Source organism: Methylocystis sp. (assembly GCF_021731785.1).
GTDB lineage: Bacteria > Pseudomonadota > Alphaproteobacteria > Rhizobiales > Beijerinckiaceae > Methylocystis.
Genome location: NZ_JAKFWS010000108.1, coordinates 1 through 20,826, shown reverse-complemented (window position 1 = coordinate 20,826; position 20,826 = coordinate 1). Strand labels below are relative to the sequence as shown.

General features: G+C 62.5%; 23 protein-coding genes and 1 pseudogene. 12 read left to right on the top strand and 12 right to left on the bottom strand.

Annotated features, from left to right (window positions below; all coding sequences use genetic code 11):
• From QZ964_RS16455 to QZ964_RS16445, 3 genes and pseudogenes are all read right to left on the bottom strand, one after another.
• Nucleotides 1–169 (bottom strand): annotated as a pseudogene (locus QZ964_RS16455) (ABC transporter permease); the annotation flags it as partial.
• Nucleotides 166–1,095 carry an ABC transporter ATP-binding protein gene (locus tag QZ964_RS16450; RefSeq protein ID WP_292532835.1) on the bottom strand — a complete coding sequence of 310 codons (930 nt, stop codon included), beginning with the start codon at nucleotides 1,093–1,095 and terminating at the stop codon, nucleotides 166–168. The gene QZ964_RS16450 and the pseudogene QZ964_RS16455, both read right to left, overlap by 4 nt.
• A complete protein-coding gene (locus tag QZ964_RS16445; protein ID WP_292532833.1) occupies nucleotides 1,092–2,081 on the bottom strand; it encodes an HlyD family efflux transporter periplasmic adaptor subunit in 990 nt (329 codons plus the stop codon). The genes QZ964_RS16450 and QZ964_RS16445 overlap by 4 nt, the downstream gene beginning before the upstream one ends.
• Before the next feature lie 175 nt (nucleotides 2,082–2,256).
• Here QZ964_RS16445 and QZ964_RS16440 point away from each other — a divergent pair, with 175 nt between their 5' ends.
• Complete coding sequence (locus QZ964_RS16440; protein WP_292532831.1) at nucleotides 2,257–3,933, top strand: electron transfer flavoprotein-ubiquinone oxidoreductase; 1,677 nt, start codon at nucleotides 2,257–2,259, stop codon at nucleotides 3,931–3,933.
• 88 nt (nucleotides 3,934–4,021) lie between these two features.
• Nucleotides 4,022–4,813 (top strand): YdcF family protein, encoded by a 792-nt coding sequence (locus QZ964_RS16435; RefSeq protein ID WP_292532829.1) that lies wholly within the window; start codon nucleotides 4,022–4,024, stop codon nucleotides 4,811–4,813.
• 42 nt (nucleotides 4,814–4,855) lie between these two features.
• On the opposite strand, the gene QZ964_RS16430 is transcribed toward QZ964_RS16435, so the two are convergent.
• Nucleotides 4,856–5,641: a response regulator transcription factor gene (locus QZ964_RS16430; protein ID WP_292532827.1), complete on the bottom strand. Its 786-nt coding sequence runs from the start codon at nucleotides 5,639–5,641 to the stop codon at nucleotides 4,856–4,858.
• Nucleotides 5,642–6,419: 778 nt separating this feature from the next.
• Here QZ964_RS16430 and QZ964_RS16425 point away from each other — a divergent pair.
• Nucleotides 6,420–6,812 carry a hypothetical protein gene (locus tag QZ964_RS16425; RefSeq protein WP_292532826.1) on the top strand — a complete coding sequence of 131 codons (393 nt, stop codon included), beginning with the start codon at nucleotides 6,420–6,422 and terminating at the stop codon, nucleotides 6,810–6,812.
• A 16-nt stretch (nucleotides 6,813–6,828) separates the two neighbouring features.
• Here the strand turns inward: QZ964_RS16425 and QZ964_RS16420 are convergent, their stop codons facing one another.
• Together QZ964_RS16420 and QZ964_RS16415 are read right to left on the bottom strand one after the other, a co-directional pair.
• Nucleotides 6,829–7,665, bottom strand: coding sequence for a DUF3108 domain-containing protein (locus QZ964_RS16420; RefSeq protein WP_292532825.1), 837 nt, complete (start codon nucleotides 7,663–7,665; stop codon nucleotides 6,829–6,831).
• Nucleotides 7,666–7,742: 77 nt separating this feature from the next.
• Nucleotides 7,743–8,159 carry a hypothetical protein gene (locus QZ964_RS16415; protein ID WP_292532824.1) on the bottom strand — a complete coding sequence of 139 codons (417 nt, stop codon included), beginning with the start codon at nucleotides 8,157–8,159 and terminating at the stop codon, nucleotides 7,743–7,745.
• A gap of 96 nt (nucleotides 8,160–8,255) precedes the next feature.
• Here QZ964_RS16415 and sseA point away from each other — a divergent pair, with 96 nt between their 5' ends.
• The 4 genes from sseA to QZ964_RS16395 all read left to right on the top strand — a co-directional run bounded on the left by sseA (nucleotide 8,256) and on the right by QZ964_RS16395 (nucleotide 12,435).
• Nucleotides 8,256–9,128: a 3-mercaptopyruvate sulfurtransferase gene (sseA, locus tag QZ964_RS16410; protein WP_292532823.1), complete on the top strand. Its 873-nt coding sequence runs from the start codon at nucleotides 8,256–8,258 to the stop codon at nucleotides 9,126–9,128.
• 183 nt (nucleotides 9,129–9,311) lie between these two features.
• On the top strand, nucleotides 9,312–9,650 hold the full coding sequence (locus tag QZ964_RS16405) for a P-II family nitrogen regulator (protein WP_292532821.1): 339 nt from the start codon (nucleotides 9,312–9,314) through the stop codon (nucleotides 9,648–9,650).
• A 110-nt stretch (nucleotides 9,651–9,760) separates the two neighbouring features.
• Nucleotides 9,761–11,170, top strand: coding sequence for a type I glutamate--ammonia ligase (gene glnA / locus QZ964_RS16400; protein ID WP_292532820.1), 1,410 nt, complete (start codon nucleotides 9,761–9,763; stop codon nucleotides 11,168–11,170).
• A 290-nt stretch (nucleotides 11,171–11,460) separates the two neighbouring features.
• On the top strand, nucleotides 11,461–12,435 hold the full coding sequence (locus QZ964_RS16395; RefSeq protein ID WP_292532818.1) for a phosphate ABC transporter substrate-binding protein: 975 nt from the start codon (nucleotides 11,461–11,463) through the stop codon (nucleotides 12,433–12,435).
• A 37-nt stretch (nucleotides 12,436–12,472) separates the two neighbouring features.
• Here QZ964_RS16395 and QZ964_RS16390 read toward each other — a convergent pair whose 3' ends face one another.
• Nucleotides 12,473–13,015: an extensin family protein gene (locus QZ964_RS16390; protein WP_292532816.1), complete on the bottom strand. Its 543-nt coding sequence runs from the start codon at nucleotides 13,013–13,015 to the stop codon at nucleotides 12,473–12,475.
• A gap of 280 nt (nucleotides 13,016–13,295) precedes the next feature.
• On the opposite strand from QZ964_RS16390, the gene QZ964_RS16385 reads away from it, so the two are divergent.
• The gene (locus tag QZ964_RS16385) at nucleotides 13,296–13,655 is read left to right on the top strand and encodes a polyhydroxyalkanoic acid system family protein (protein WP_292532814.1); all 360 of its coding nucleotides are present in this window, start codon (nucleotides 13,296–13,298) and stop codon (nucleotides 13,653–13,655) included.
• On the opposite strand, the gene QZ964_RS16380 is transcribed toward QZ964_RS16385, so the two are convergent.
• From QZ964_RS16380 to hisC, 3 genes are read right to left on the bottom strand one after another with little or no spacing between them, the layout of a single operon-like run.
• Entirely contained in the window at nucleotides 13,630–14,325 is a 696-nt protein-coding gene (locus QZ964_RS16380) for a trans-aconitate 2-methyltransferase (protein WP_292532812.1), read from the bottom strand. The two genes, QZ964_RS16385 and QZ964_RS16380, sit on opposite strands and share 26 nt — an antisense overlap.
• A gap of 49 nt (nucleotides 14,326–14,374) precedes the next feature.
• A complete protein-coding gene (locus tag QZ964_RS16375) occupies nucleotides 14,375–15,289 on the bottom strand; it encodes a prephenate/arogenate dehydrogenase family protein (protein WP_292532811.1) in 915 nt (304 codons plus the stop codon).
• Complete coding sequence (hisC, locus tag QZ964_RS16370) at nucleotides 15,282–16,436, bottom strand: histidinol-phosphate transaminase (RefSeq protein ID WP_292532809.1); 1,155 nt, start codon at nucleotides 16,434–16,436, stop codon at nucleotides 15,282–15,284. The genes QZ964_RS16375 and hisC overlap by 8 nt, the downstream gene beginning before the upstream one ends.
• Nucleotides 16,437–16,576: 140 nt before the next feature.
• Between hisC and QZ964_RS16365 the strand changes: the two genes are divergently transcribed.
• Together QZ964_RS16365 and QZ964_RS16360 are read left to right on the top strand one after the other, a co-directional pair.
• Nucleotides 16,577–17,080, top strand: a complete 504-nt coding sequence (locus QZ964_RS16365) for a hypothetical protein (protein WP_292532808.1) — start codon at nucleotides 16,577–16,579, stop codon at nucleotides 17,078–17,080.
• On the top strand, nucleotides 17,077–17,511 hold the full coding sequence (locus QZ964_RS16360; protein ID WP_292532806.1) for a type II toxin-antitoxin system VapC family toxin: 435 nt from the start codon (nucleotides 17,077–17,079) through the stop codon (nucleotides 17,509–17,511). The genes QZ964_RS16365 and QZ964_RS16360 overlap by 4 nt, the downstream gene beginning before the upstream one ends.
• Here QZ964_RS16360 and QZ964_RS16355 read toward each other — a convergent pair.
• Complete coding sequence (locus tag QZ964_RS16355; RefSeq protein WP_292532804.1) at nucleotides 17,508–18,380, bottom strand: chorismate mutase; 873 nt, start codon at nucleotides 18,378–18,380, stop codon at nucleotides 17,508–17,510. The genes QZ964_RS16360 and QZ964_RS16355 overlap by 4 nt on opposite strands.
• Before the next feature lie 179 nt (nucleotides 18,381–18,559).
• On the opposite strand from QZ964_RS16355, the gene QZ964_RS16350 reads away from it, so the two are divergent.
• On the top strand, nucleotides 18,560–19,684 hold the full coding sequence (locus tag QZ964_RS16350; RefSeq protein WP_292532802.1) for an aminotransferase: 1,125 nt from the start codon (nucleotides 18,560–18,562) through the stop codon (nucleotides 19,682–19,684).
• Between the two features lie 185 nt (nucleotides 19,685–19,869).
• Complete coding sequence (locus tag QZ964_RS16345; protein WP_292532801.1) at nucleotides 19,870–20,577, top strand: L,D-transpeptidase; 708 nt, start codon at nucleotides 19,870–19,872, stop codon at nucleotides 20,575–20,577.
• Between the two features lie 31 nt (nucleotides 20,578–20,608).
• Here the strand turns inward: QZ964_RS16345 and QZ964_RS16340 are convergent.
• Nucleotides 20,609–20,826, bottom strand: a 218-nt coding sequence (locus QZ964_RS16340; RefSeq protein ID WP_292532800.1) for an integrase core domain-containing protein, incomplete at its 5' end; no start/stop codon positions are given.

Genomic DNA, 20,826 nt, shown 5'->3' with positions numbered 1-20,826 from the left:
TCAGCTGAATGAGCGGAATGCCGACGATCATCGCGAATGTCGGCCTGTCGCGACGAAGTTGGATGAATTCCTTGACGAACATGGCGAGAAAGCGCTGCCAGGATTGCGCAAGCGCGCCGCGACGCGGAGGGCGCGCGACGCCGTTTGACAGGCTTTGCTGCGCGCTCATTGGTCGGTCCCCGCCCGTGTCATCAAATCGATGAACACGTCTTCAAGCGACGGCTCGTCACGTTTCCAGCGATGACGGCCTTCCGCGCTATAGCGGCGCGCGATGCGTTCCATCGCCGCTTCGTCGCGCCCGCCGACATGCAGAGCCGAACCGAAGCGCGCAACCATGTCCACGCCCGCCTGATGTTTCAATTCGCTGCCGAGCGGATCGAGGCCCTCGCCGGTGACAACCCATGTCGAGAGTTGCGCGCCCGCCAGGATTTCCGCAATCGTGCCTGAGGCGAGCAGCCGGCCATTGGCGATATAGGCGATCTGATGACAGCGCTCCGCTTCGTCCATGTAGTGCGTCGAAACGAGCACCGTTAAGCCTTGCGTCGCGAGGTGATGAATCTCATCCCAGAAATCGCGCCGCGCTTTCGGATCGACGCCAGCGGTCGGCTCGTCGAGAAGGAGCAGCGACGGGCCAGGCAGAATGCACGCGCCAAGCGACAGCCGCTGTTTCCAGCCGCCGGAAAGTTCCCCGGCTAGTTGATCTGCGCGCGCGACAAGACCCAATCGCTCGAGCGCCGCTTGAGCCGCGTCTTCAGGCGCTTCAAGTCCATATACGCGAGCGACGAATTCAAGATTTTGGCGAATAGTAAGGTCGCGATAGAGCGAAAAGCCCTGCGTCATGTAGCCTACATAACGCTTGATCTCTTTCTGCTGGCGGCGGATGTCGTAACCAAGACATTTTCCCTCGCCCGAGTCGGGCGTCAGCAGGCCGCAAAGCATGCGGATCGTGGTCGTCTTGCCGCTGCCGTTCGGGCCGAGAAACCCCTGGATGATGCCGCGCGCAACCTGCAGGGTGAAATTATTGACGACCTTTTTGGCGCCGAAGGATTTGGTCAGCCCGCGCACATCGATCGCGATGTCGCTCTCGACGCTCATTGCGCCGATTCCGTCGATTCCGGCGCGGGCGCCACGGCGACCGGCATCCCGAGCGGCAAGGCCCGCGCCGCGCCTTCCAGGCGCGCTTCGGCCTTGAAGACGAGTTTTGCGCGCTCCTTGTCGCTAAAGATGACGGGCGGCGTATATTCCTGACGGCTGGCGATAAAGCTGACGCGCCCATAAAGATTGTCGACGCACCCGTCACAGGTGATGCGCATCCGCTCGCCAAGCGAAATTTTCGGCAACTCAGGCTCTGAGACGAAGAACCGCACTTTGCGATTCTCAGGCGGCAACAGCGCGATTACAGGCTGGCCGGCGGTGACGATTTCGCCAGGCCGGAAAAAGACGTCCTGGACGACGCCTTCGGCAGGCGCGACGACGCTTTGGCGCTTGACGCGGATATTCATCGCGTCGAGTTGCGCGCGCGCCTGTTTCAAATTGGCTTCCGCAGCCTCGATCTCCTGCGAACGGCTCGCCATGCGCGACGCCTCGACCTGCCGGCGCGCTTCCTTGACGCTCGCCTCGTCGCGCGCGCGGGCCATCTCAGCGCGATCGAGCGCCGCCTTGGCGACATGGCCTTCGGCGTAAAGCTTGCGCTGCCGATCGTAATCCGAGCGGGACAATTGCAACGCCGCCTCGGCGCGCTCCAGCCCCGCTTGTAGAACGGCAATCTGCTCCGGCCGGTTCATCGCCGCCTGCACATTTTCGACTTGCGCCTCGAGTTGAGCGATACGCGCGCTCGCCTCGTCGCGCGCCCGATCGAGAAGCGTCGTCGACATCGTGAACAGCGGATCGCCCTTTTTTACCTGGGCGCCGGCGGAGACTGCGAGACTCGCGACCCTTTCGGTCTCATAGGGACCGATGTAGAGGATTTCTCCCTCCACATAGCCCAGGAACACATCGGCGGGAGGCGCTGGGCGATAGGCGATGCGCCAAACGACGACAGCCACAAGCGCCAGCGCGATCAAGAATGCGAGACGCTTCATTCGGCGGCGTTGGAGATCGGATCTGGCATGGCCTGATTATGCACCTCTCCCGCCGCGCGACGAAACCTTGCCGCGAGCCGCTCAAACGGAGCGCGCTTCGAAGACGAAACACCTTTTGCCGCAGCGGCCGCAAAAAGGCTAGAATGCCTCCAAGAAAGGCAAAAAGGGATTGAAAATGGCTGAAGATACCGAGCTGCCGCCGCGTGAATCGATGGAATATGACGTGGTCGTGGTCGGCGCAGGGCCGGCCGGCCTCGCCGCGGCGATTCGCTTGAAGCAAATCGCGCCGGATCTGTCAGTCGTCGTTATCGAAAAGGGCTCAGAACCCGGCGCGCATATTTTGTCAGGCGCGGTGATTGATCCCATCGGCCTCGATCGTCTTTTGCCTGAGTGGCGCACGCGCGACGACGCGCCGCTGAAGACCCAGGTGCATGAAGACCATTTCCTGCTGCTGACGGAAAAAGCCGGCCTTCGCATTCCCAATCTGCTGATGCCGCGGCTGATGAACAACCACGGCAATTTCATCGGCTCGCTCGGCAATGTCGTGCGCTTTCTCGCCTCCGAAGCTGAAAACCTTGGCGTGGAGGTCTATCCCGGCTTCGCCGGCGCCGAAGTTCTCTACAGCGAGAATGGCGAAGTCGTCGGCGTCGCAACGGGCGATATGGGCGTCGGCCGCGACGGCAAACCAAAGGACAGCTTCACCCGAGGGATGGAGCTTAAGGGCAAATACACGATCTTCGCCGAAGGCGCGCGCGGCTCGCTGACCAAGCAGCTGCTCGCGAGATACGACCTTTGCGCCAACAGCGAGCCGCAGAAATTCGGCATCGGCTTCAAGGAGCTGTGGCGCATTCCCAAGGAGAAGCACAAGGACGGGCTCGTGCAGCATTCCTTCGGCTGGCCGCTCGCGGCCGATACTGGCGGCGGTTCTTTCCTTTATCATTTCGACGATGATCTCGTGTCGATCGGTTTCGTCGTCCATCTCAACTATTCGAATCCGACGCTCTCTCCCTTCGACGAGTTTCAACGGTTCAAGACGCATCCGCTGATCGCGCCGACGCTCGAAGGCGGCGAACGTCTGTCCTACGGCGCGCGCGCCCTGACCGAAGGCGGATGGCAGAGCGTGCCCAAGCTCGTCATGCCCGGCGGCGCGCTGGCGGGCTGCGGCGCGGGCTTCATGAACGTGCCGCGCATCAAGGGATCGCACAATGCGATGCTCTCGGGGATTTTGTGCGCCGAACATATCGCAGCGGCCATCGGCGACGGCCGTGCGCATGACGAGGTCGATTCCTACGATGCGGCATGGCGATCCTCGGACATCGGTCGCGATCTGAAGCGCGTGCGCAACGTCAAGCCGCTATGGTCCAAATACGGCACCTATGTCGGCGCGCCGCTCTTTGGCCTCGACATGTGGACGAATGAGCTGTTCGGCTTTTCCTTCTTCGGCACGCTCAAGCACGGCAAGGCCGATTACGAGACCTTAAAGCCGGTCTCGGAAGTTGCGCCGATCGTCTATCCAAAACGCGCAAGCAAACTCGTCTTCGACAAGCTGTCGTCCGTTTTCGTCTCGAACACCAACCACGAGGAGGATCAGCCAGTTCACCTGAAGCTCGCCGATCCGGCGATTCCCATCGAGCGTAACCTTCCCATCTATGGCGAGCCGGCTCGGCTCTATTGTCCGGCGGGCGTCTACGAAGTGGTCTATGCCGACGAAGCGACGCGCCGCGATCCGCGCTTCGTGATCAATGCGCAAAACTGCGTTCACTGCAAAACATGCGACATCAAGGACCCGGCGCAAAATATCACCTGGGTCCCTCCGGAGGGCGGCGGCGGACCGAATTATCCGAATATGTAACCGGCGGGGCGCAGGCGCCCGCATTGCGCGAAGCGAATGGTCCGAGACCGCTTCGCGCCGATGACGCGCCGAGGGATGACGTGAACCGATGTTCTTTGCCGCCTCGAAGACTTTCGAGTTCCTTCTGGCGCCTGTCCCGCTTGCCATCTTCCTCGGCGTCGTCGGTGCAACGCTGCTGTTCACGCGATGGCAAACATTGGGACGCGCGCTGTCGAGCGTGAGCGCGTTCGCTTTGCTGGTGATGGCGTTCGGACCGCTCGGCGGTCTGTTGGCGGGGCCGCTCGAGGCGCGCTTTCCGGCTCCGCCCGACGCGATGGCGCCGCCGGACGGCATTGTCGTTCTCGGCGGCGCGATCGACGAGCGGTTGAGCGCCGATCGCGACCGGCCGACGCTGGTCGACGCGGCCGAGCGCCTGACCGCGCCGATCGCGCTCAAACGCAAATATCCGAGCGCCCGCCTCGTCTTTTCCGGCGGCTCCGCCGCGCTGCGCGGATCGCCCCATGTCGAGGCCGACGTGGTCGAGCGCTTCTGGCGCGAGGTCGGTCTCGATCAAAACGACATTTTATACGAACGCCGTTCGCGCAATACATATAAGAATGCGATGTTCGCGCGCGAACTGCTTCATCCCAAGCCTGGCGAACGTTGGCTGCTCGTCACTTCGGCGATGCATATGCCGCGCGCCGTCGGCGTGTTTCGCCAAGCGGGATTCGATGTAATCGCCTATCCCGTCGACTACCGCACGAGCGGCGCCGGCAGGCTCGAATTCCCGCGTTCTCCGACGAAGGCGTTGGGCGTCGTCGAATTCGCCGCGCATGAGTGGGTGGGACTGGTCGTCTATTGGCTCGCCGGCAAGAGCGACGCGTTGCTTCCGGCGCCATGACGCGGTCTGCGCTTGGGCGGGTTCGCCTAACGGCGACGCGAACTAATCGGAGCGGTTTCGCCGTCCGCGCGACGAGGTCCCCGGCTCCATGTTGCGCCCGCCGCCGCCGCCCGGATAAGCGCCGTGTTTCATTTCCAGGAACAGGGCGATGGCCTGCGCGCGATTGCGCACCTCAAGCTTCTCAAAGAGATTGCGCAGGTGAAATTTGATCGTGTTGATCGATACGCCGAAATCCTTGGCGAGTTGACTGTTGGTATGGCCGGATCCAAGCGCCGACAACAGGCTCCGCTCCCGCAACGTCAGATTTTCCAGCGGATCGCTGCGCATTTTGCGAATGTCGACGAAAGGAAACACCATGTCGCCCGCCGCCACCGCGGCAAGCACATCCAGAAGGCGCTCAGGCGGGGCGCGCTTCGAAACAAAGCCGGCGCCGCCAAGCTGGAGAGTCTCGGCCGGCGCCGCAGGATCGTTGGTGCCGCTGTAAACGACGATCTTAGGCGCGGCGACCTGGCGCGACAGCGCGCGCAAGACGTCACGGGCGTGCAGCGTCGGCAATTGCCAGCCGATGACCGCGATGGTGAATTTTTGCTGGCGCGCCGCCTCGAGAAATTCCTCGCCGTCCGTCAGCTTCGCCACAAGTTTGAAGCGGCGGTCGTCGGACAGAAGTTTGTCCAGACCGGCAAGGATCAGCGGGCTCTTATCGGCTATGGCGACGTCGATGCGCTCCACCTCCGCTGCGACCTGAGCGCCGTCGGCGCCATTCGACCGCACGGCGCGCGAACCGTCCTTATGGTCGTTCACGGCCCTGATCGAAGAGGTAGGAGCCATCTCGCCTCCGCCGCCACGCCACCGCAGCGCATCTGTTTGATTCGCCCAGCAACAAACATCAACACAGCTCAAATTCCGGCCGGCCGGGTCGCTGCGCCCTGCCCGTTAGAGGTGGGCGGATCACCATACCGCAGGTACGGGAGGATGCAAGCGCCTTAGCGCGCCGCCGCAAGCCAATGCAACAAAAACGGCGCGCTGGTCGAGCCAGCGCGCCGCGCTTTTTAAGCTTTGTAAGGTCGATTTAGTCGCTGAACACCCAGCGGGCGGCGAAATAAGCGGCCGCGCCAATGACGATGATCGCGATCATGCCGACCGGGGTCGCTGCATAGCTCGTTAGTTCAAGAATAGCGCCCATAGTTTCCTCCTTCTGTCACACACTGCCGGTTTTGCCACAAGCCGAGATTCAGGGCTGCAAACCGCGCAAGCGGCGTTGCGGTCGTTATAGAATTGGTCAAGTGGATAGCATGGCTGACGCCGGCCCAATTCGGTCTCAGTTCAACATCGACCTCACTCAGGCGGGAACGCGTCTGCATCGCTAATTCGGCCCTAACCGCCCGGAGAGCCATAATGCTCGCAGCTCTCGGCCGCGGTTCCGAAATGCGGTCATTTCGGAGTATTGCAGACGCACAGCCCTGTCAAGCGAGGGAACCGGCCGACGCTGCGCTGCATCGCCGCATCAAATGCTCCAAACAAAAGCTGAGTTTGCGCTTGCCGCAACTGCGCGGCGACGACTATCTATCGGAACGCGGCGCCCGTCCATCTCGCGAGCAAATGTTCCATGTTCAAGTTCGTGATCGTTGCCGTCGCTATCGTGGCTGCGGGATTTTCAGCCTTTTATGCCTTTCGACGCTCGCCAGTCTGTTCCGGCGACGGCAAATATATGGCGTCGCAAAGCGAGTGCGAGGCATGGGGCTTTGCCCCGGAAATATGCAGGCAAGCGATCGAAAAGGCGCGCGCCGTCGTCGCGCGGGCGGCGCCGAAAACCGAAACGATGTTTCAATGTGAAGTGCGCTTCTCGGATTGCTTCCAGGCCCCGCAAGGAGGCTTTTCGCCGCGCCCCTCGTTTTGTCTGCGGCCTGACGGGCGCGCGGAGCCTCTGGAAGTCAGATATCTCGAATATGAGTCTGATCGCATGAACCGGAAGAAGACGAAGGAAGTTCGCGTCGACTGAAATCGGCGCAGGCCACTCAGCGTCTCGAATCGGCGCGGCGCTGATTGATCTCGAATTCCGAAGCGTCGATGACGAGCCTGCCGGCGGCGGTCCCGATCGCGATGTGGATCGGCACGACGACATGGGCGTCGGGCAGCGGCGCAAGCCAGACGCTGATATCGTGATTGTTCGCCATATAACGGGTGGACGAGCTGTCGGGACGATGGCCGGCGATCGGCGTGTAGCGCGCCGAACACACGGTGACGGGGCCGGCATAGCCTCTCGTTTGCGCCGTATGATCGCCGGCATAGGCGAGCTCCACGTCGAAACGCGTGACGCCGTCGAAGACCGCTATGGTTCGGTTGCACGCCGAGGGACCGGTGAGTTCCTGTCCCGGCGGCACTCTCATGATCAGCGCGCTGACCGGATCGACAATGTGGCGCTTGGCGCTTTCCGTCACCGGGATGCGCGCTTCGGCGTCCCAAGGCGCCGGCCGTACTTCGACCGTGCGCACCGCATTGCCGGCGAGCAACATGCGAACCGTGCGCGTCTCATCGCTGTTCGACGTCGTGTTGGCGTAGCTTGCCGGCGACGGCCCGGCGAGGGTCAGTCCTCCGCTCGCGCTAGCGGAGCCCCTGGCGTTGTTGATGAGATTGGCGAGGCCGGTCGTCCGCATCGAGATTTCGACCCGGTAATTCTGCGGATCGACGACGCCCGAGGCATATGCGCTGCCGATCGAAAGCCCCATGAGGCTGAGCGCATAATGCGCCCTGAGAGATTCCGCCCCCGCGGTGGCGCAAAGCGCAAAGGAGGTCGCGATGGCGGCGAAGCCGCAGCGCGCCGAATGGCCGAAGCGACGGTCGATCGCGCTCACGGTTGCGGCGCGTCGCTCTGGCGCGATTTCCCGGCCGAACGCTCCGAGGCGTTGTTGGCCGGCGGCGGCGCAGAGGCTCAGGCCCATTCTTGCCAATGTCCGTCCTCGAAAATGCGCCATGCCCGCAGTCCGGCCTTTGCGACGACGAGCCGTCCCGCCTTGGCCTCGGCGACGAGATGCTTGAATACGAGAGGATTGCGCCAGGAAAACGGCTTTTCCGGGTCGCAGACCGCGAGGTATTCGTCGCTGTCCGGGTCATCCATCAGCAGCGTGCCGACGCGGTCGGGCCGCAATTGCGAAGAGAAGCTGCGCTCGTCCTTCCATCGGCAATAGTAGTCGCGGCACACCTGCGGGCGCGTGTTGTAAACGCCGCAGCCGCCGGAGAGCGCGCAATGTTCGCAAAGCTTGCCGGCCGGCTTCTTGAATTCTTCGATTTCAAGAACCTTGCAGCAGAAGAAACAGGAGCCGCAGGCTTTGCCTGGAATGTCGAGCATGACGTTTGAGCGCCGATGGCGTGAGAATCGAATCGGCGTATTGTGAACGCCAGCCGGCGGGATGCAAGCCGCGTCAGGCGATGAGCGAGCGGAGCCATGGCGCGCACAGTCGATCCCAATTCACTTTTCGTTTCCCCCGACTGGCTTGCCGTACATCTCTCCGACGCCGACCTCGTCGTCTTCGACGCCTCGTGGCATATGCCGGCGACCGGCCGCGACGCGCACGCTGAATTCCTTACGGGGCATATTCCCGGCGCGCAATTCTTCGATATCGACGCCGTCTCCGATCGTTCCAGCGGCCTGCCGCATATGTTGCCGAAAGCCGAGGCCTTCGCCGCCGAGATGCGCCGGCTTGGATTTGGCGACGGCATGCGGGCCGTCGTCTATGACAGCGTCGGCATTTTTTCCGCGCCGCGCCTTTGGTGGACGCTCGCCGTCTTCGGCGCCGAAAATACGTCGATCCTCGCGGGCGGCCTTCCCGCTTGGAAAGCGGAAGGGCGGCCGCTCGAACAGGGCGAAGCGCGCAAGAGAGCGCCAGTCGATTTTACGCCACGTTTCGACGCGAGCGTTGTCGCCGACGCTGAGGCCGTGCGGCGCGCGCTCGACCTTGGCGGGGCGCAAGTGGCGGACGCGCGCGGCGCCGAGCGTTTCCATGGCTGGGCGCCCGAGCCGCGCCCCGGCCTGCGCTCCGGCCACATGCCGGGCGCGCTCAATCTTCCGTTCGGCAATTTGCTCGAACGCGGACGAATGAAAGAACGCGCCGGACTCGAAGCGGCGTTTGCTTCCGCAGGCCTCAATCCCGACGCGCCCGTCATCGCGACCTGCGGCTCCGGGCTCACGGCTTGCATCATTAGTCTCGCGCTAGCCGCGACAGGCCGCCCTCTGGCGATGGTTTATGACGGTTCCTGGTCGGAATGGGGCGCCACGGAAAATTTGCCCGCGGTTGTCGACGATCGGGGTGACGCTTAATTATTGTGCGTATAGCCTAATAGATATGCATGTCGCTTGTCATGTGGGCGCCAATCTCTTAGCCGGCGCCGGAACTTTGGCCATGGCGCGACCAACGCGGCAATGTTAGAAGCTCGGCGGTTCTTCAGCCGAGCCAAAGTCGCTAGCGGGGCCGGGGCTTAAGCTAAGCGCGCGGGGGATTTAATGAAAAAGGTCGAGGCGATCATCAAGCCGTTCAAGCTCGATGAGGTCAAGGAAGCGCTGCAGGCGGCTGGGCTGCAAGGCATTACGGTCACCGAAGCGAAGGGATTCGGGCGCCAGAAAGGGCATACGGAACTCTATCGCGGCGCAGAGTATGTCGTTGATTTTCTGCCGAAAGTTAAAATCGAGATCGTTCTTGCGGACGATGCCGTGGAGCGGGCCGTCGAGGCTATACGCACCGCCGCGCAAACTGGCCGCATCGGCGATGGCAAGATTTTTGTTTCCAACATCGAAGGCGCGATCCGCATCCGTACCGGCGAGACCGGCGCGGACGCCATCTAGCACTGAGCCCCCGCCCCATGAGCTTCCTCGCCAACATCTTCAAACGCTCCGCCGCGCCCAATACGAAAACTGCTAACCAGCAAGATCAGCAAAGAGAGGCATCGAACCAAATGACCACGGCCAAGGACGTACTTAAGCAGATCAAGGACGACGACGTTAAATACGTCGATTTCCGATTTACCGACCCGCGCGGCAAGTGGCAGCATGTTACGTTCGACGTCTCGATCGTCGATGAGGAGGCGTTGACCGAAGGCATCATGTTCGACGGCTCGTCGATTGCGGGCTGGAAAGCGATCAATGAATCGGACATGACGCTGGTTCCCGATCTGGCGTCCACCTCCATCGACCCTTTCTTCGCGGCGTCGACGCTTTCGATCGTCTGCGACGTCATGGAGCCCTCGACAGGCCAGCCCTACAACCGCGATCCGCGCGGCATCGCCAAGAAGGCGATGGCCCATATCAAGACCGCCGGCGTCGGCGACACCGCCTATTTCGGTCCCGAAGCCGAATTCTTCGTCTTCGACGACGTGCGCTTTTCGACCGAGCCTTACGACACTGGCTTCACGCTCGACTCGACCGAGTTGCCCTCCAACTCGGGCACGGCTTATGAGGGCGGCAATCTCGGCCACCGCGTGCGCACCAAGGGCGGCTATTTCCCGGTGCCGCCGGTCGACTCGGCGCAGGACATGCGCAGCGAGATGCTCGCCGCCATGGCGGCGATGGGTGTCAAGGTGGAGAAGCACCATCACGAAGTCGCGTCGGCGCAGCACGAACTCGGTCTGAAGTTCGAGACGCTCGTCACCGTCGCCGATCATCTGCAGGTCTATAAATACGCCATCCACCAGGTGGCGCATTCCTACGGCAAGTCGGCGACCTTCATGCCCAAGCCCGTCTTCGGCGACAATGGCTCGGGCATGCACGTCCATCAGTCGATCTGGAAGGACGGCAAGCCGGTCTTCGCGGGCGACAAATACGCCGGCCTCTCGCAGGAGTGCCTGTGGTACATCGGCGGCATCATCAAACATGCCAAGTCGCTGAACGCCTTCACCAACCCGTCGACCAACTCATACAAGCGTCTGGTCCCGGGCTATGAGGCGCCGGTGCTGCTCGCCTACTCGTCGCGCAATCGCTCGGCGTCGTGCCGCATCCCCTTCAGCACCAACCCGAAGGCGAAACGCGTCGAGGTCCGCTTCCCCGATCCGACGGCGAATCCCTATCTCGCCTTCGCGGCCATGCTGATGGCCGGCCTCGACGGCATCGCCAATAAGATCGATCCGGGCGGACCGGCCGACAAGGACCTTTACGACCTTCCGCCGGAAGAGTTGAAGGCGATCCCGACGGTGTGCGGCAGCCTGCGCGAAGCGCTCGAGAATCTTAAAGCCGACCAAGCCTATCTGACCGCCGGCGGCGTCTTCGACAAGGACTTCATCGACTCCTACATCGACCTCAAGATGCAGGACGTGATGCGCTTCGAAATGACCCCGCATCCAGTCGAATTCGACATGTATTACAGCTACTAAACGAACAGACTCGGGCCGCTCGCGAGGCGGCCCGGAAAATCGTAAACCGGAAGGCGACGCGTCGCCTTCCGGTTTTTTTGCGCGCGCTTGTTGATCCGCACACGGCGCGGCCGCGCCGTCACGCAGGCGTCATGCGCCTGTCATTTCGCCGAGCGAAATTGTGGCGAAAGCAAGAACGTCTGACGCCGCATCCGCGTAGCGGGAAATCCCCAAGCCGTTCCACATCGATCGCGTTCTTGCCGCGACGGGGTGGTCTCGGACGCAATGAATTTACGCAAGGGAGACAAGCCATGAAACTGCGCGCCTTCTGCGCCGCCGTCGCCGCGTTCGCGATCTTGACCGCCGGCGCGGCCGCGCTGGATATGGAGCTCTCTCCCTACAAGGTGGTCAATGGACTTTCGGGAAAATTAAAGTCGGTCGGCTCGGACACGATGCAACATGAAATGGAGCTATGGGCCGAAGGCTTTCAGGCGATTTATCCGAATGTGTCAATCGAACTTATCGGCAAGGGCTCGAACACGGCGCCCCCGGCGCTGCTCTCGGGAGAATCGCAGCTAGGTCCGATGTCGCGGCAGATGACGCCCGACGAGATCGGCGCCTTCGAGGCCAAATACGGATACAAGCCAACGGCGGTTCTTGTCGCGATCGACGGCTTGGCGATTTATGTCCACAGGGATAATCCGCTGAAATGCGTCAGTATGGAGCAGATCGAGCGCATTTTCGCGGCCGATCCGAAAGGCGGCGGCGGTAAGAGCATCCGGACCTGGGGCGAACTTGGCCTTACTGGCGAATGGGCGACAATACCCATTGCTTTGCAGAGCCGAAACGCTCTGTCTGGCACCTATAAATATTTTAAGCAGCACGCCTTGGGCGGCGGCGACTTCAAAGATACCGTTCAAATGCAGATCGGCTCGGAAGCCGTCGTGAGCGCCGTCGGCGCCGATAAATCTGCGATGGGCTATTCGGGCATTGGCTATAAGACGAGCGCTGTGCGCGCCGTCCCCGTGGGGGAGGCCGGCAAAGGCTGCTACGACGCCTCCTTCGACAACACCTATTCACGGAAATATCCGCTGGCGCGAGGCCTCTACATTTATGTGCTGAAGGATCCCAAGAAGCCGATCGACCCGCTGAGCGGCGAATTCGTCAAATATGTCTTGTCCAAGGACGGACAGACGCAGGCAAAAAAAGGCGGATACTATCCGGTCACGCGCAATATTCGCGAGCATGAGCTGACGCGGCTGGGACTTCTGGCGTCAGCGAACTGACGCCACGTCGAACCGGCATTGAGCGTTACGCGGGCCCCTATTGGCAGATGCGATAGCCGCCGTTCGATCCGTGCCGTTCGATATCGAAATGCAGATGGCTTACGTGATAGGGATCCGAACCTGGACCGAGAACGGTCGTGAACCAGCCGCAGGCCGCCGTTCTTAGCGTATTGACGTAAGCTGACGATTGGCGGTCAGGCTGAGCGTCGACCGCAATTTTTCGTCCGTCGGAGATAACAAATGCCCCGACGTCTAGCGCGAGGCCCTTGGCGTGGGCGCTGAGCTTTGCCTCGGCATTTTGATTGCGCCCGCGGCATTGATAGCCCGGACCTGATTCGATCGCGACGAGCGACGCATCGAGAGTCCCGACGGCAAGCGGCGCGAGCAGATGTTGCACGAAATCGGAAAACTTAAGAGCAAAGGCGCAACTGAGCATTGGCTTCCCATTGAGCGCGACGCGCCGCTTGTCGACCGTGATTGCCGCGACACGCACCGGCGCATCGATTGCGCAGCCATCAAGATCGCCGGCCGGCGCTTGGGCGGGCTCGAACTCGACCCCCGCCTCGCGCAGTTTCGCCATGCAATCCTCTCGGGGCTCCGTCGCCGCTTGCAGCGGCTGGCCGTTCGACGGGGGTTTTGCTTCAGGAGTAGGCTCCTTCCGAGAGGAAGCGGGCCGACGTGGAGGCGTGGGAACGTCGAGGGCGACAACGTCGGTTGCTGCGACGCTCAAAATAAGAGCGAACGCCATCTCCGTCCTTAAAATGGCCCCTCGAAAATCCATCCTGCTACCCGACGCCTTCAGCCGCGCCGTTCTTCTCATTCGGCCGAAGGCGCCTACATTGGGGCGAGTGGAGGAAGCCATGTCGAACGCCATCACCGTCACTGTGCCGCATAATCTCGGCGTCGAAGCGGCGAAAGCCCGCGTCTCCGAACAGCTGGCCAAAATGCAGCACGACTATGTCGACAAGGTCGCACATTCCGAAGTGGCGTGGGCCGGGGACATCGCCACGGTTCGGGTCGCGGCGCTCGGTCAAACAGCGACGGCGCAGATCACGGTGCTGAAGGATTTGCTGCGCGTCGACATCCAGCTGCCCTGGCTGCTCGCCGTGCTCTCCGGCAAGGTGCAGCAGATCATCTCGCGCAACGCCAACGAAGCGTTGCGCATCGGCCACGCGTCGCAAAGCGATGCTAGCGCTAGCGCTGCGCGTAAAATACCGTGAAGCGATGGCGCTTCCAGCCGATGTCGGCATAGCGGAACCCCGCCTCTTGGAGCCAGGCAATCTGGTCGGTGAAGGGCGCGCTGCGATCGAGCGCCGCGCGCTTTCTCGCCGCCGCGAAATCGTCTTCGGCGATGCCTGTGCGTCGGACGTCCGCCTCCCAGCGGCGCTGATAGGCGTCCTCGATTTCGCTCGTTGCGCCAAGCGACTGGTCGGCGTTAAGAAAAATTCCACCAGGCCGCAGCGCCTCATAAATCCGCTGGAAGAGCCGGCGTTTCGCCTCATGATCGAGATGGTGGATGGACAGCGCCGAGACGACGGCGTCGAGCGGTCCGGGAAGCGGCGTGGTCGCGTAGTCGGCGAGCGTTAAGCGCAAGCGCGCGCCGTAAATCGCAAGCCGCTCTCTCGCGGCGTCGAGCATTTTCGGCGCGAGATCGACGCCTTCGATTTGCGCGCCGGGAAACCGCTCGAGAATCATTTCCGACAAAAGACCGGTGCCGACGCCAAGGTCGACGCAGCGGAAGTCGCCCGCGCCGACAGCCTCTTCGAGAAGATCGAGCGTGGTCCTGTAGAAGGCGTCGAAATGCGGAATGAGTTTGCGTCGCAGCGCGTCATAGCCTGGAGCGGCGTCTTCGAAAGCAACGCGCAGCGCATTGGAATCCGCTTCGGTCATAGATCATCCCCGCATAGGCCACGCCGTGGCGAGACGGGCGCGCCGCCCCCTACCCTCGCCTTCCGAAGTCCGGGGCGGCGGTGTCCTGGCCCTGTTCGACGATCGAGCGGCGGATTTCGCGCGTGCGCGCAAAGAACTCCAGGAGCCCCTGCCCGTCGCCGCGCCTGATCATCCGCTGCAAAGCGCTTAAGTCCTCATTGAACCGGCCGAGCATCTGCAAGACCGCATCCTTGTTGGCGAGAAAAATATCGCGCCACATGATTGGGTCCGACGCTGCGATGCGGGTGAAATCGCGAAAGCCGGAAGCGGAGAATTTGATGACTTCGGAGCGCGTCTCGTCGCCGAAATCATCCGCCGTGCCGACGATATTATAGGCGATGAGATGCGGCAGATGGCTGGTGAGCGCAAGCACCGCGTCATGATGGGCGACGCTCATCGTCTCGACATTCGCGCCCAAGCAAATCCAGAACTGCGTCAGCTTTTCTACGGCCTCGACGTCGGCGTTTTCGGGCGGCGTGAGAATGCACCAGCGGTTTTGAAAGAGCGTAGCGAATCCCGCATCAGGGCCCGAGAACTCCGTTCCGGCGATCGGATGGGCGGGGATAAAGCGCGCAGGTTCGGCAAGATGCGCCGCCATCTGCGCGACGACCGCGCCCTTCACCGAACCGACGTCGGATACGACGGCGCCGTCCTTAAGATGCGGCGCAATGGCTTGCGCGACCGCGCCGCAAGCGCCGACCGGCGTGCAAACGATGACGAGATCGGCGCCGGCGACGGCCAGCGCGCAATCCTGGGTGACGATGTCGGCAAGGCCGAGTTCGGCGCAGCGACCGACGACCTGCGGCGATGAATCCACGATTGCGATATGCCGCGCCGCGCCGAACTGGCGCGCCGCGCGCGCGATCGACGAGCCGATGAGTCCGGCGCCGATCAGCGCCAGACGTTCGCAAATGACTTCAGCCATGAGCGTCTGCTTGCGCGTCTGCTTGAGCGTCTGCTTGCGCGCCTTGCCGCGAACGGGCGCTCCGCATGAATTCGGCGAGCGCTTCGACGACGCGTTCATTGGCTTCTTGCGCGCCGACGGTGAGCCGCAAAAATTCCGGCATGCCATAAGCGCCGATGGCGCGCAGCACCAGTCCGCGCGAGGTGAGGAAATGGTCGGCGTCGGCGGCCGTCGATCCTGGCGTCTCCGGGAAGCGGATGGCGACGAAGTTCGCGACGCTCGGCAAAACGTCGAGGCCCAGCGCGGTAATTTCCCGGGTGAGCCACGGCAGCCAGCGCGCATTATGCGCGATCGCCGCGTCGAGATGCGCGCGATCCGACAGGGCGGCGATCGCCGCGGCCGACCCTACGCTCGAAACGTTGAAGGGCGAGCGGATTCGGTTCAACGCCGCGATCACATGCGCGGGTCCGTATCCCCAGCCGACGCGCAAACCCGCAAGGCCGAAAATTTTTGAAAAGGTGCGGGTGATCACGACATTTTCATGCGCGTCGACCAGCGCGATTCCCGCCTCGTAATCGTCGCGGACGACATATTCGGCATAGGCGGCGTCGAGCACCAGCAACACATGCGAAGGCAGCGAACGCGCCAGCCGCGCGACTTCGCCAGCGGGCAAGAATGTGCCGGTCGGATTGTTCGGATTGGCCAGAAAAACGATTTTCGTTCTCTCGCTCACGCAGCCGAGCAGCGCGTCGACATCCGCTGTGTAGTTCCTCTCGGGCGCTGCGATGGGCGTTCCCCCGGCGGCGAGAATGACGATTCTATATTCGAGAAACCCGTATTGGCTGTAGACGCCCTCGTCCCCCGGACCGACATAGGCGAGCGCCAGCAGCTCCAAAATGTCGTCCGAGCCGGCGCCGGCGATGATCCGTTCAGGATTCAGGCCATAGCGCGCGCCGATCGCCTCGCGCAGGGCGCGCGACGAACCTTCCGGATAAAGCGCAATATGGTCCGCCATGCCGCGCAGGGCCTCTATGGCGCGCGGCGAAGGCCCAAGCGGGGTTTCGTTGGCCGACAGTTTGAAGACGCGCGCCGCCCCCGGCGCGGCGCTCTTGCCGGGCACGTAAGCGTCGATCGCGAGAACGCTCGGGCGGGGAACGGGCTTCGTCATTTCGTCTTTTCGGCGGCGCAGCGGGAGCGTCCTCTCATAAGCCTTGGCGCAAGGAGCGCAAAGTTTTTCGACAAGCTCCGCTTGACACACACAGTGTTTATGTTTAAAAAAAACACACACTGGTTGAAAGGAGAGCGCACATGTCCAAATACGAGCCCTTGACCGCCCATCTACGCAAACAGCCTTATCGAGAAGTGCCATACCGTTTCGGCGATTTAGAGAAAATTCTCGGCTTCGAGCTTCCATTTTCGGCGCGTCAGCACCGGGCCTGGTGGTCCAACAACGGCTCCAACAATGTGATGACGAAGGCGTGGTTGAGCGCCGGTTTCCGCACGCGCGACGTTGATATGGCGAATGAGCGCCTGACATTCGAACGCGTCGGCGCGCCCGACCCCGAATCGCCGCCAGCGGCGCCCGCGCCGCAGCCGCCGGACGATCTCGCGCTCGTTCAGCGAGTCGTCGAAGTTCTGCGTGGCGATGACGAACTTCAGGCGCAGAGGCTTCGACGCGCGATCATCGCCGCGCTGGCGACGCCAAAGACCGAGTCCGTTCTCGATATTTTTGCGTCCGACCTGCCGGATGACGCGTTCGACGGAGTCTTCCCGCAAAGACGCGAGAAGGGCTGGCGCGAGATCGATCTATGAAATTTCTCCTCGACACGAATGTCATCTCGGAATTGCGGAAAGGAACGCACGCAGATCCCAGTGTCGCCGCCTGGGCGCAGTCCGTTGACCCGCGCGATCTCGCAACGAGCGTCCTCGTGCTTGCAGAAATTCGCCGTGGCGTCGAGTTGAAGCAATCGAAAGACCCGGGCCAGGCCGACAGGCTTGACGCTTGGTTGGCGGGGATGCGGCAAAAGTTGCAGGACCGCGTCATTCCGGTCGACGAAGCCATCGCCGATGCTTGGGCGCGGCTGAGCGTTCCAAATCCCCTGCCCTTCGTCGACGGGCTGATGGCGGCGACGGCGCTAACGCGCGGACTTATCCTGGTGACGCGCAATACGCACGACGTCGCCGGCACCGGAACGCAGCTCTTGAACCCTTTCCAAGGTTCCGACGCTCAGCCGGCGGACTAAGGCGCGAAGACGCCGCTGCGGGCGTCATTGAGCTGAAAACGCATGGCGTGGCTGCCGATCACGTCGACCCGCGCGCCTTCGACCCCGGCGGCGGCCATCGCTTTGGCGAAAGACTGGGCGTCGGCGTCGCCGGCCGCGGCGACGAGCAGTGCCAGACCTTCGGGATGCGGCGCGCTGGCCAGAATTTCGCCCCCGAGCGTCTGAAAGGCCGCCGGCAACGCGTGAGTCCAGCGCGCGAGGCCGACCGCATAAAGCGTCACGCCCTGCGCCATCGCGTCGGGCGCGAGCCGCGCGACGACAAACACCGGCAGGCCGGCGGGGTGATTCGGCCGCTCGACGAAAGGCAGGCGCGCGATGATCTTTGGGGCCTCCTCGCCGACAAGGCGCATCCACCAGGCGCCGTCGGCGAGGCCGCCGGACGCGCGCAAGATGCCGAGGTCGCCGGCCGACGCGCCGACCGCTTCGATCACCGCGCCGGCGCCGTGGTGCGCGACATAGGGGACGGTGAACCCGAAGTGGAATCGCGCGGAATCGCGGATTTGCGCATCGCCGCCGCTGTCGTCGGCATGCACCGAATAATTCGCCTGCACATAGGTGAAGGTCGAGACGATGACCCGCCAGACGCCCTCGACGGCGTCGAGCGGCAAAGTTCCCGCGTGACGTTCGACCAGCGCCCGCATCATCTGCGCCTCGCGATCGGGCCGAAAGGCGCAGCCCCCGCCTTGCGCGCGCTTGGCGGCGATCAGCCGGTCGATGATCTCGCCGCGCTGCATCAGCAGCCGATGCATGTCGCGATCGATACGGTCGATCTCGCCACGCAGTTCGGCGAGCGTGTCAGCGGCAGGTTTGAGCAAAGGCGCATTCTGCATGGCGCTCTCTCTTAGGCCAGCAGCGGGCGGGAGGCAACGAAAGGCGACGGCCCCGCCCGCACCCGCCTCTGCCGGCGACGTCGCCGATTCCGCTCCTGCAGCCAAAATACTATGCTCACGAAGAACCATCTCCGCCAATTGCCGGCCCAGACCACAGCTTCGGCATAAGGACGCCATTCATGCAAATCAGGGAGTTCGGAGTCGAACGATGGATGTATCTCTATGAGAACGCCTGCGAGCTGAACCTTGCCGAAACTTGCGTCGAGTCGCTGTCCGTCGCCGAGCTCTTGAAAATTGCCGGCAAGGAGGAGGCGTTGCTCGGCGAAATTCTGCCGATGAAGCTGACCTACGGCGAAATCGACGGCACGGAGCGCCTGCGCAGCAATGTCGCATCCTTATACGAGAACCAATGCGCGCCCAATGTGCTGATCACACATGGCGCGATCAGCGCGAATGCGCTCGTCTATGAAACGCTCATCGAGCCGCGCGATCACATGATATCGGTGCTGCCGACCTATCAGCAGCACTACTCGATCGCCGAGAGCTACGGCGCGAAAGTCGATGTCTTGCGCCTGCGCGAGGCAGACGCCTTCCTGCCCGATCTCGACGAACTGAGGCGCATGGTCACGCCGTCAACGCGCGTCATCGCCGTCAACAATCCGAACAACCCGACCGGGTCGTTGATGGAACGCGCTTTTCTTGAAGAGATCGTCGAGATTGCGCGTTCATGCGGCGCTTATCTGTTTAGCGACGAGGTCTATCGCGGCGCCGACCAGCATGGCGCCGGATTCACCGCGTCGGTCGCGGACCTCTACGAAAAAGGCGTCAGCACCGGCAGCATGTCGAAGACCTGGTCGCTCGCGGGCTTGCGCGTCGGTTGGATCGTTGCGCCTGTCGAGTTGATCCATCGCGTGCGGATCCATCGTGACTACAACACGATCAGCGTCGGCATGCTGAATGATCTCCTCGCGTCCATTGCGCTCGAAAACCGGGATGCGATCCTCAAACGCAACCACGGCATTTTGCGAACAAACCTCTCCCTGCTCGACGCCTGGATCGCCAAAGAGCCCCGCTTGTCCTATGTGAAGCCGAAGTCAGGCACGACGGCATGGGTTCGCGTCGACATTGCCATGACGTCTCGCGACTTTTGCGTCGCGCTGCTCGAAAAGACAGGCGTCATGTTCACGCCGGGCAGCGCCCTGGACGGCGAAGGCTATATCCGGATCGGCTACGCCAATAATCGTGATGTGCTCGTGGAAGGTCTCGCAAGAACGTCGGAATTTCTGCGCCGCATCGAAGAATAGAAATCCGGCGTGCGCGGTGCCGCGGGGCCTGGTTCCGCCACAGAATGACCGGAATCGTTGGTCATAGGCGACGTTCTTTACATTCCGAAAAGCAAGTGATGGCAAGGTCTCAGCTCAGCTACGACGTTAGCCGGGCTTATGCCGGAGTATCCGGTCGGGCGACAGGTCATGGGGGCTCCAAAATCATGATCATGGACGAAGGGATCGCCGCTTCTGGCGAAAGAAACGAGGACGCTCTGCGCGGGCTTGCGCCGGGGCGTCTCAACCGCCGGTCGTTTCTGGTCGGCTCCGCCGCCGGTCTCGGCGCGGCCGGCCTCGCCGGTTGCGTGTCCGACGACATGGGCCGCGCCGAGGCGGCGAGGTTTTACGCGGCCGTGCCCAGCGAGAAATATCCGATCCCGGCGGTCGACATCGGCAAGCTCCATCCGAAATATTTTCGCAAAACAGTGCGCTACGAAACCAAGGAAGCGCCCGGCACGATTATCGTAGATCCCGCCAACTACTATGTTTACCGCGTCGAAGGCGACGGAAACGCCACCCGCTACGGCGCCAATGTCAGCCGCCCCGGGTTCCTGTGGAGCGGCGAGGTTTATGTCGGGCGCAAGGCCGAATGGCCCACCTGGACGCCGCCCAAGGAGATGATGGCGCGCCAGCCGGAGGCGCGCAAATATGCCGGCGGCATGCCGGGAGGTCTGGAAAATCCGCTCGGCGCCCGCGTGCTCTATCTCTATAAGAACGGCGCCTACACGGTCTACACGATCTACAGCACCTGCGACCCCGAGACGATCGGGCAGGGCATCACGAGCGGCTGCACCGGCCTCCTCAGCCAGGACATGCTCGACCTCTATTCGCGAACGCCGGTCAAGACCAAGGTGGTCATGCTGCCGGCGTAGGCAACAGCCCTGGTCCTGGTGTTGTCGCCCCTTAATTTCCGGACACGGGCTCCACAGCCTCTTTGATTGACCTATCGGCAATGAACTCACGCGGCGAACGATAACCCAGCGCGCGATGCGGGTGAAGTTGGTTGTAGTGGTCGAACCATTTCGACAGCGATCGGATGACGGTTTGCGCATCGGGTGTCGGATTGACGCGGACATAGTCGCGTTTGATCGTACGCACGAAAGCCTCGGCCATTCCATTCG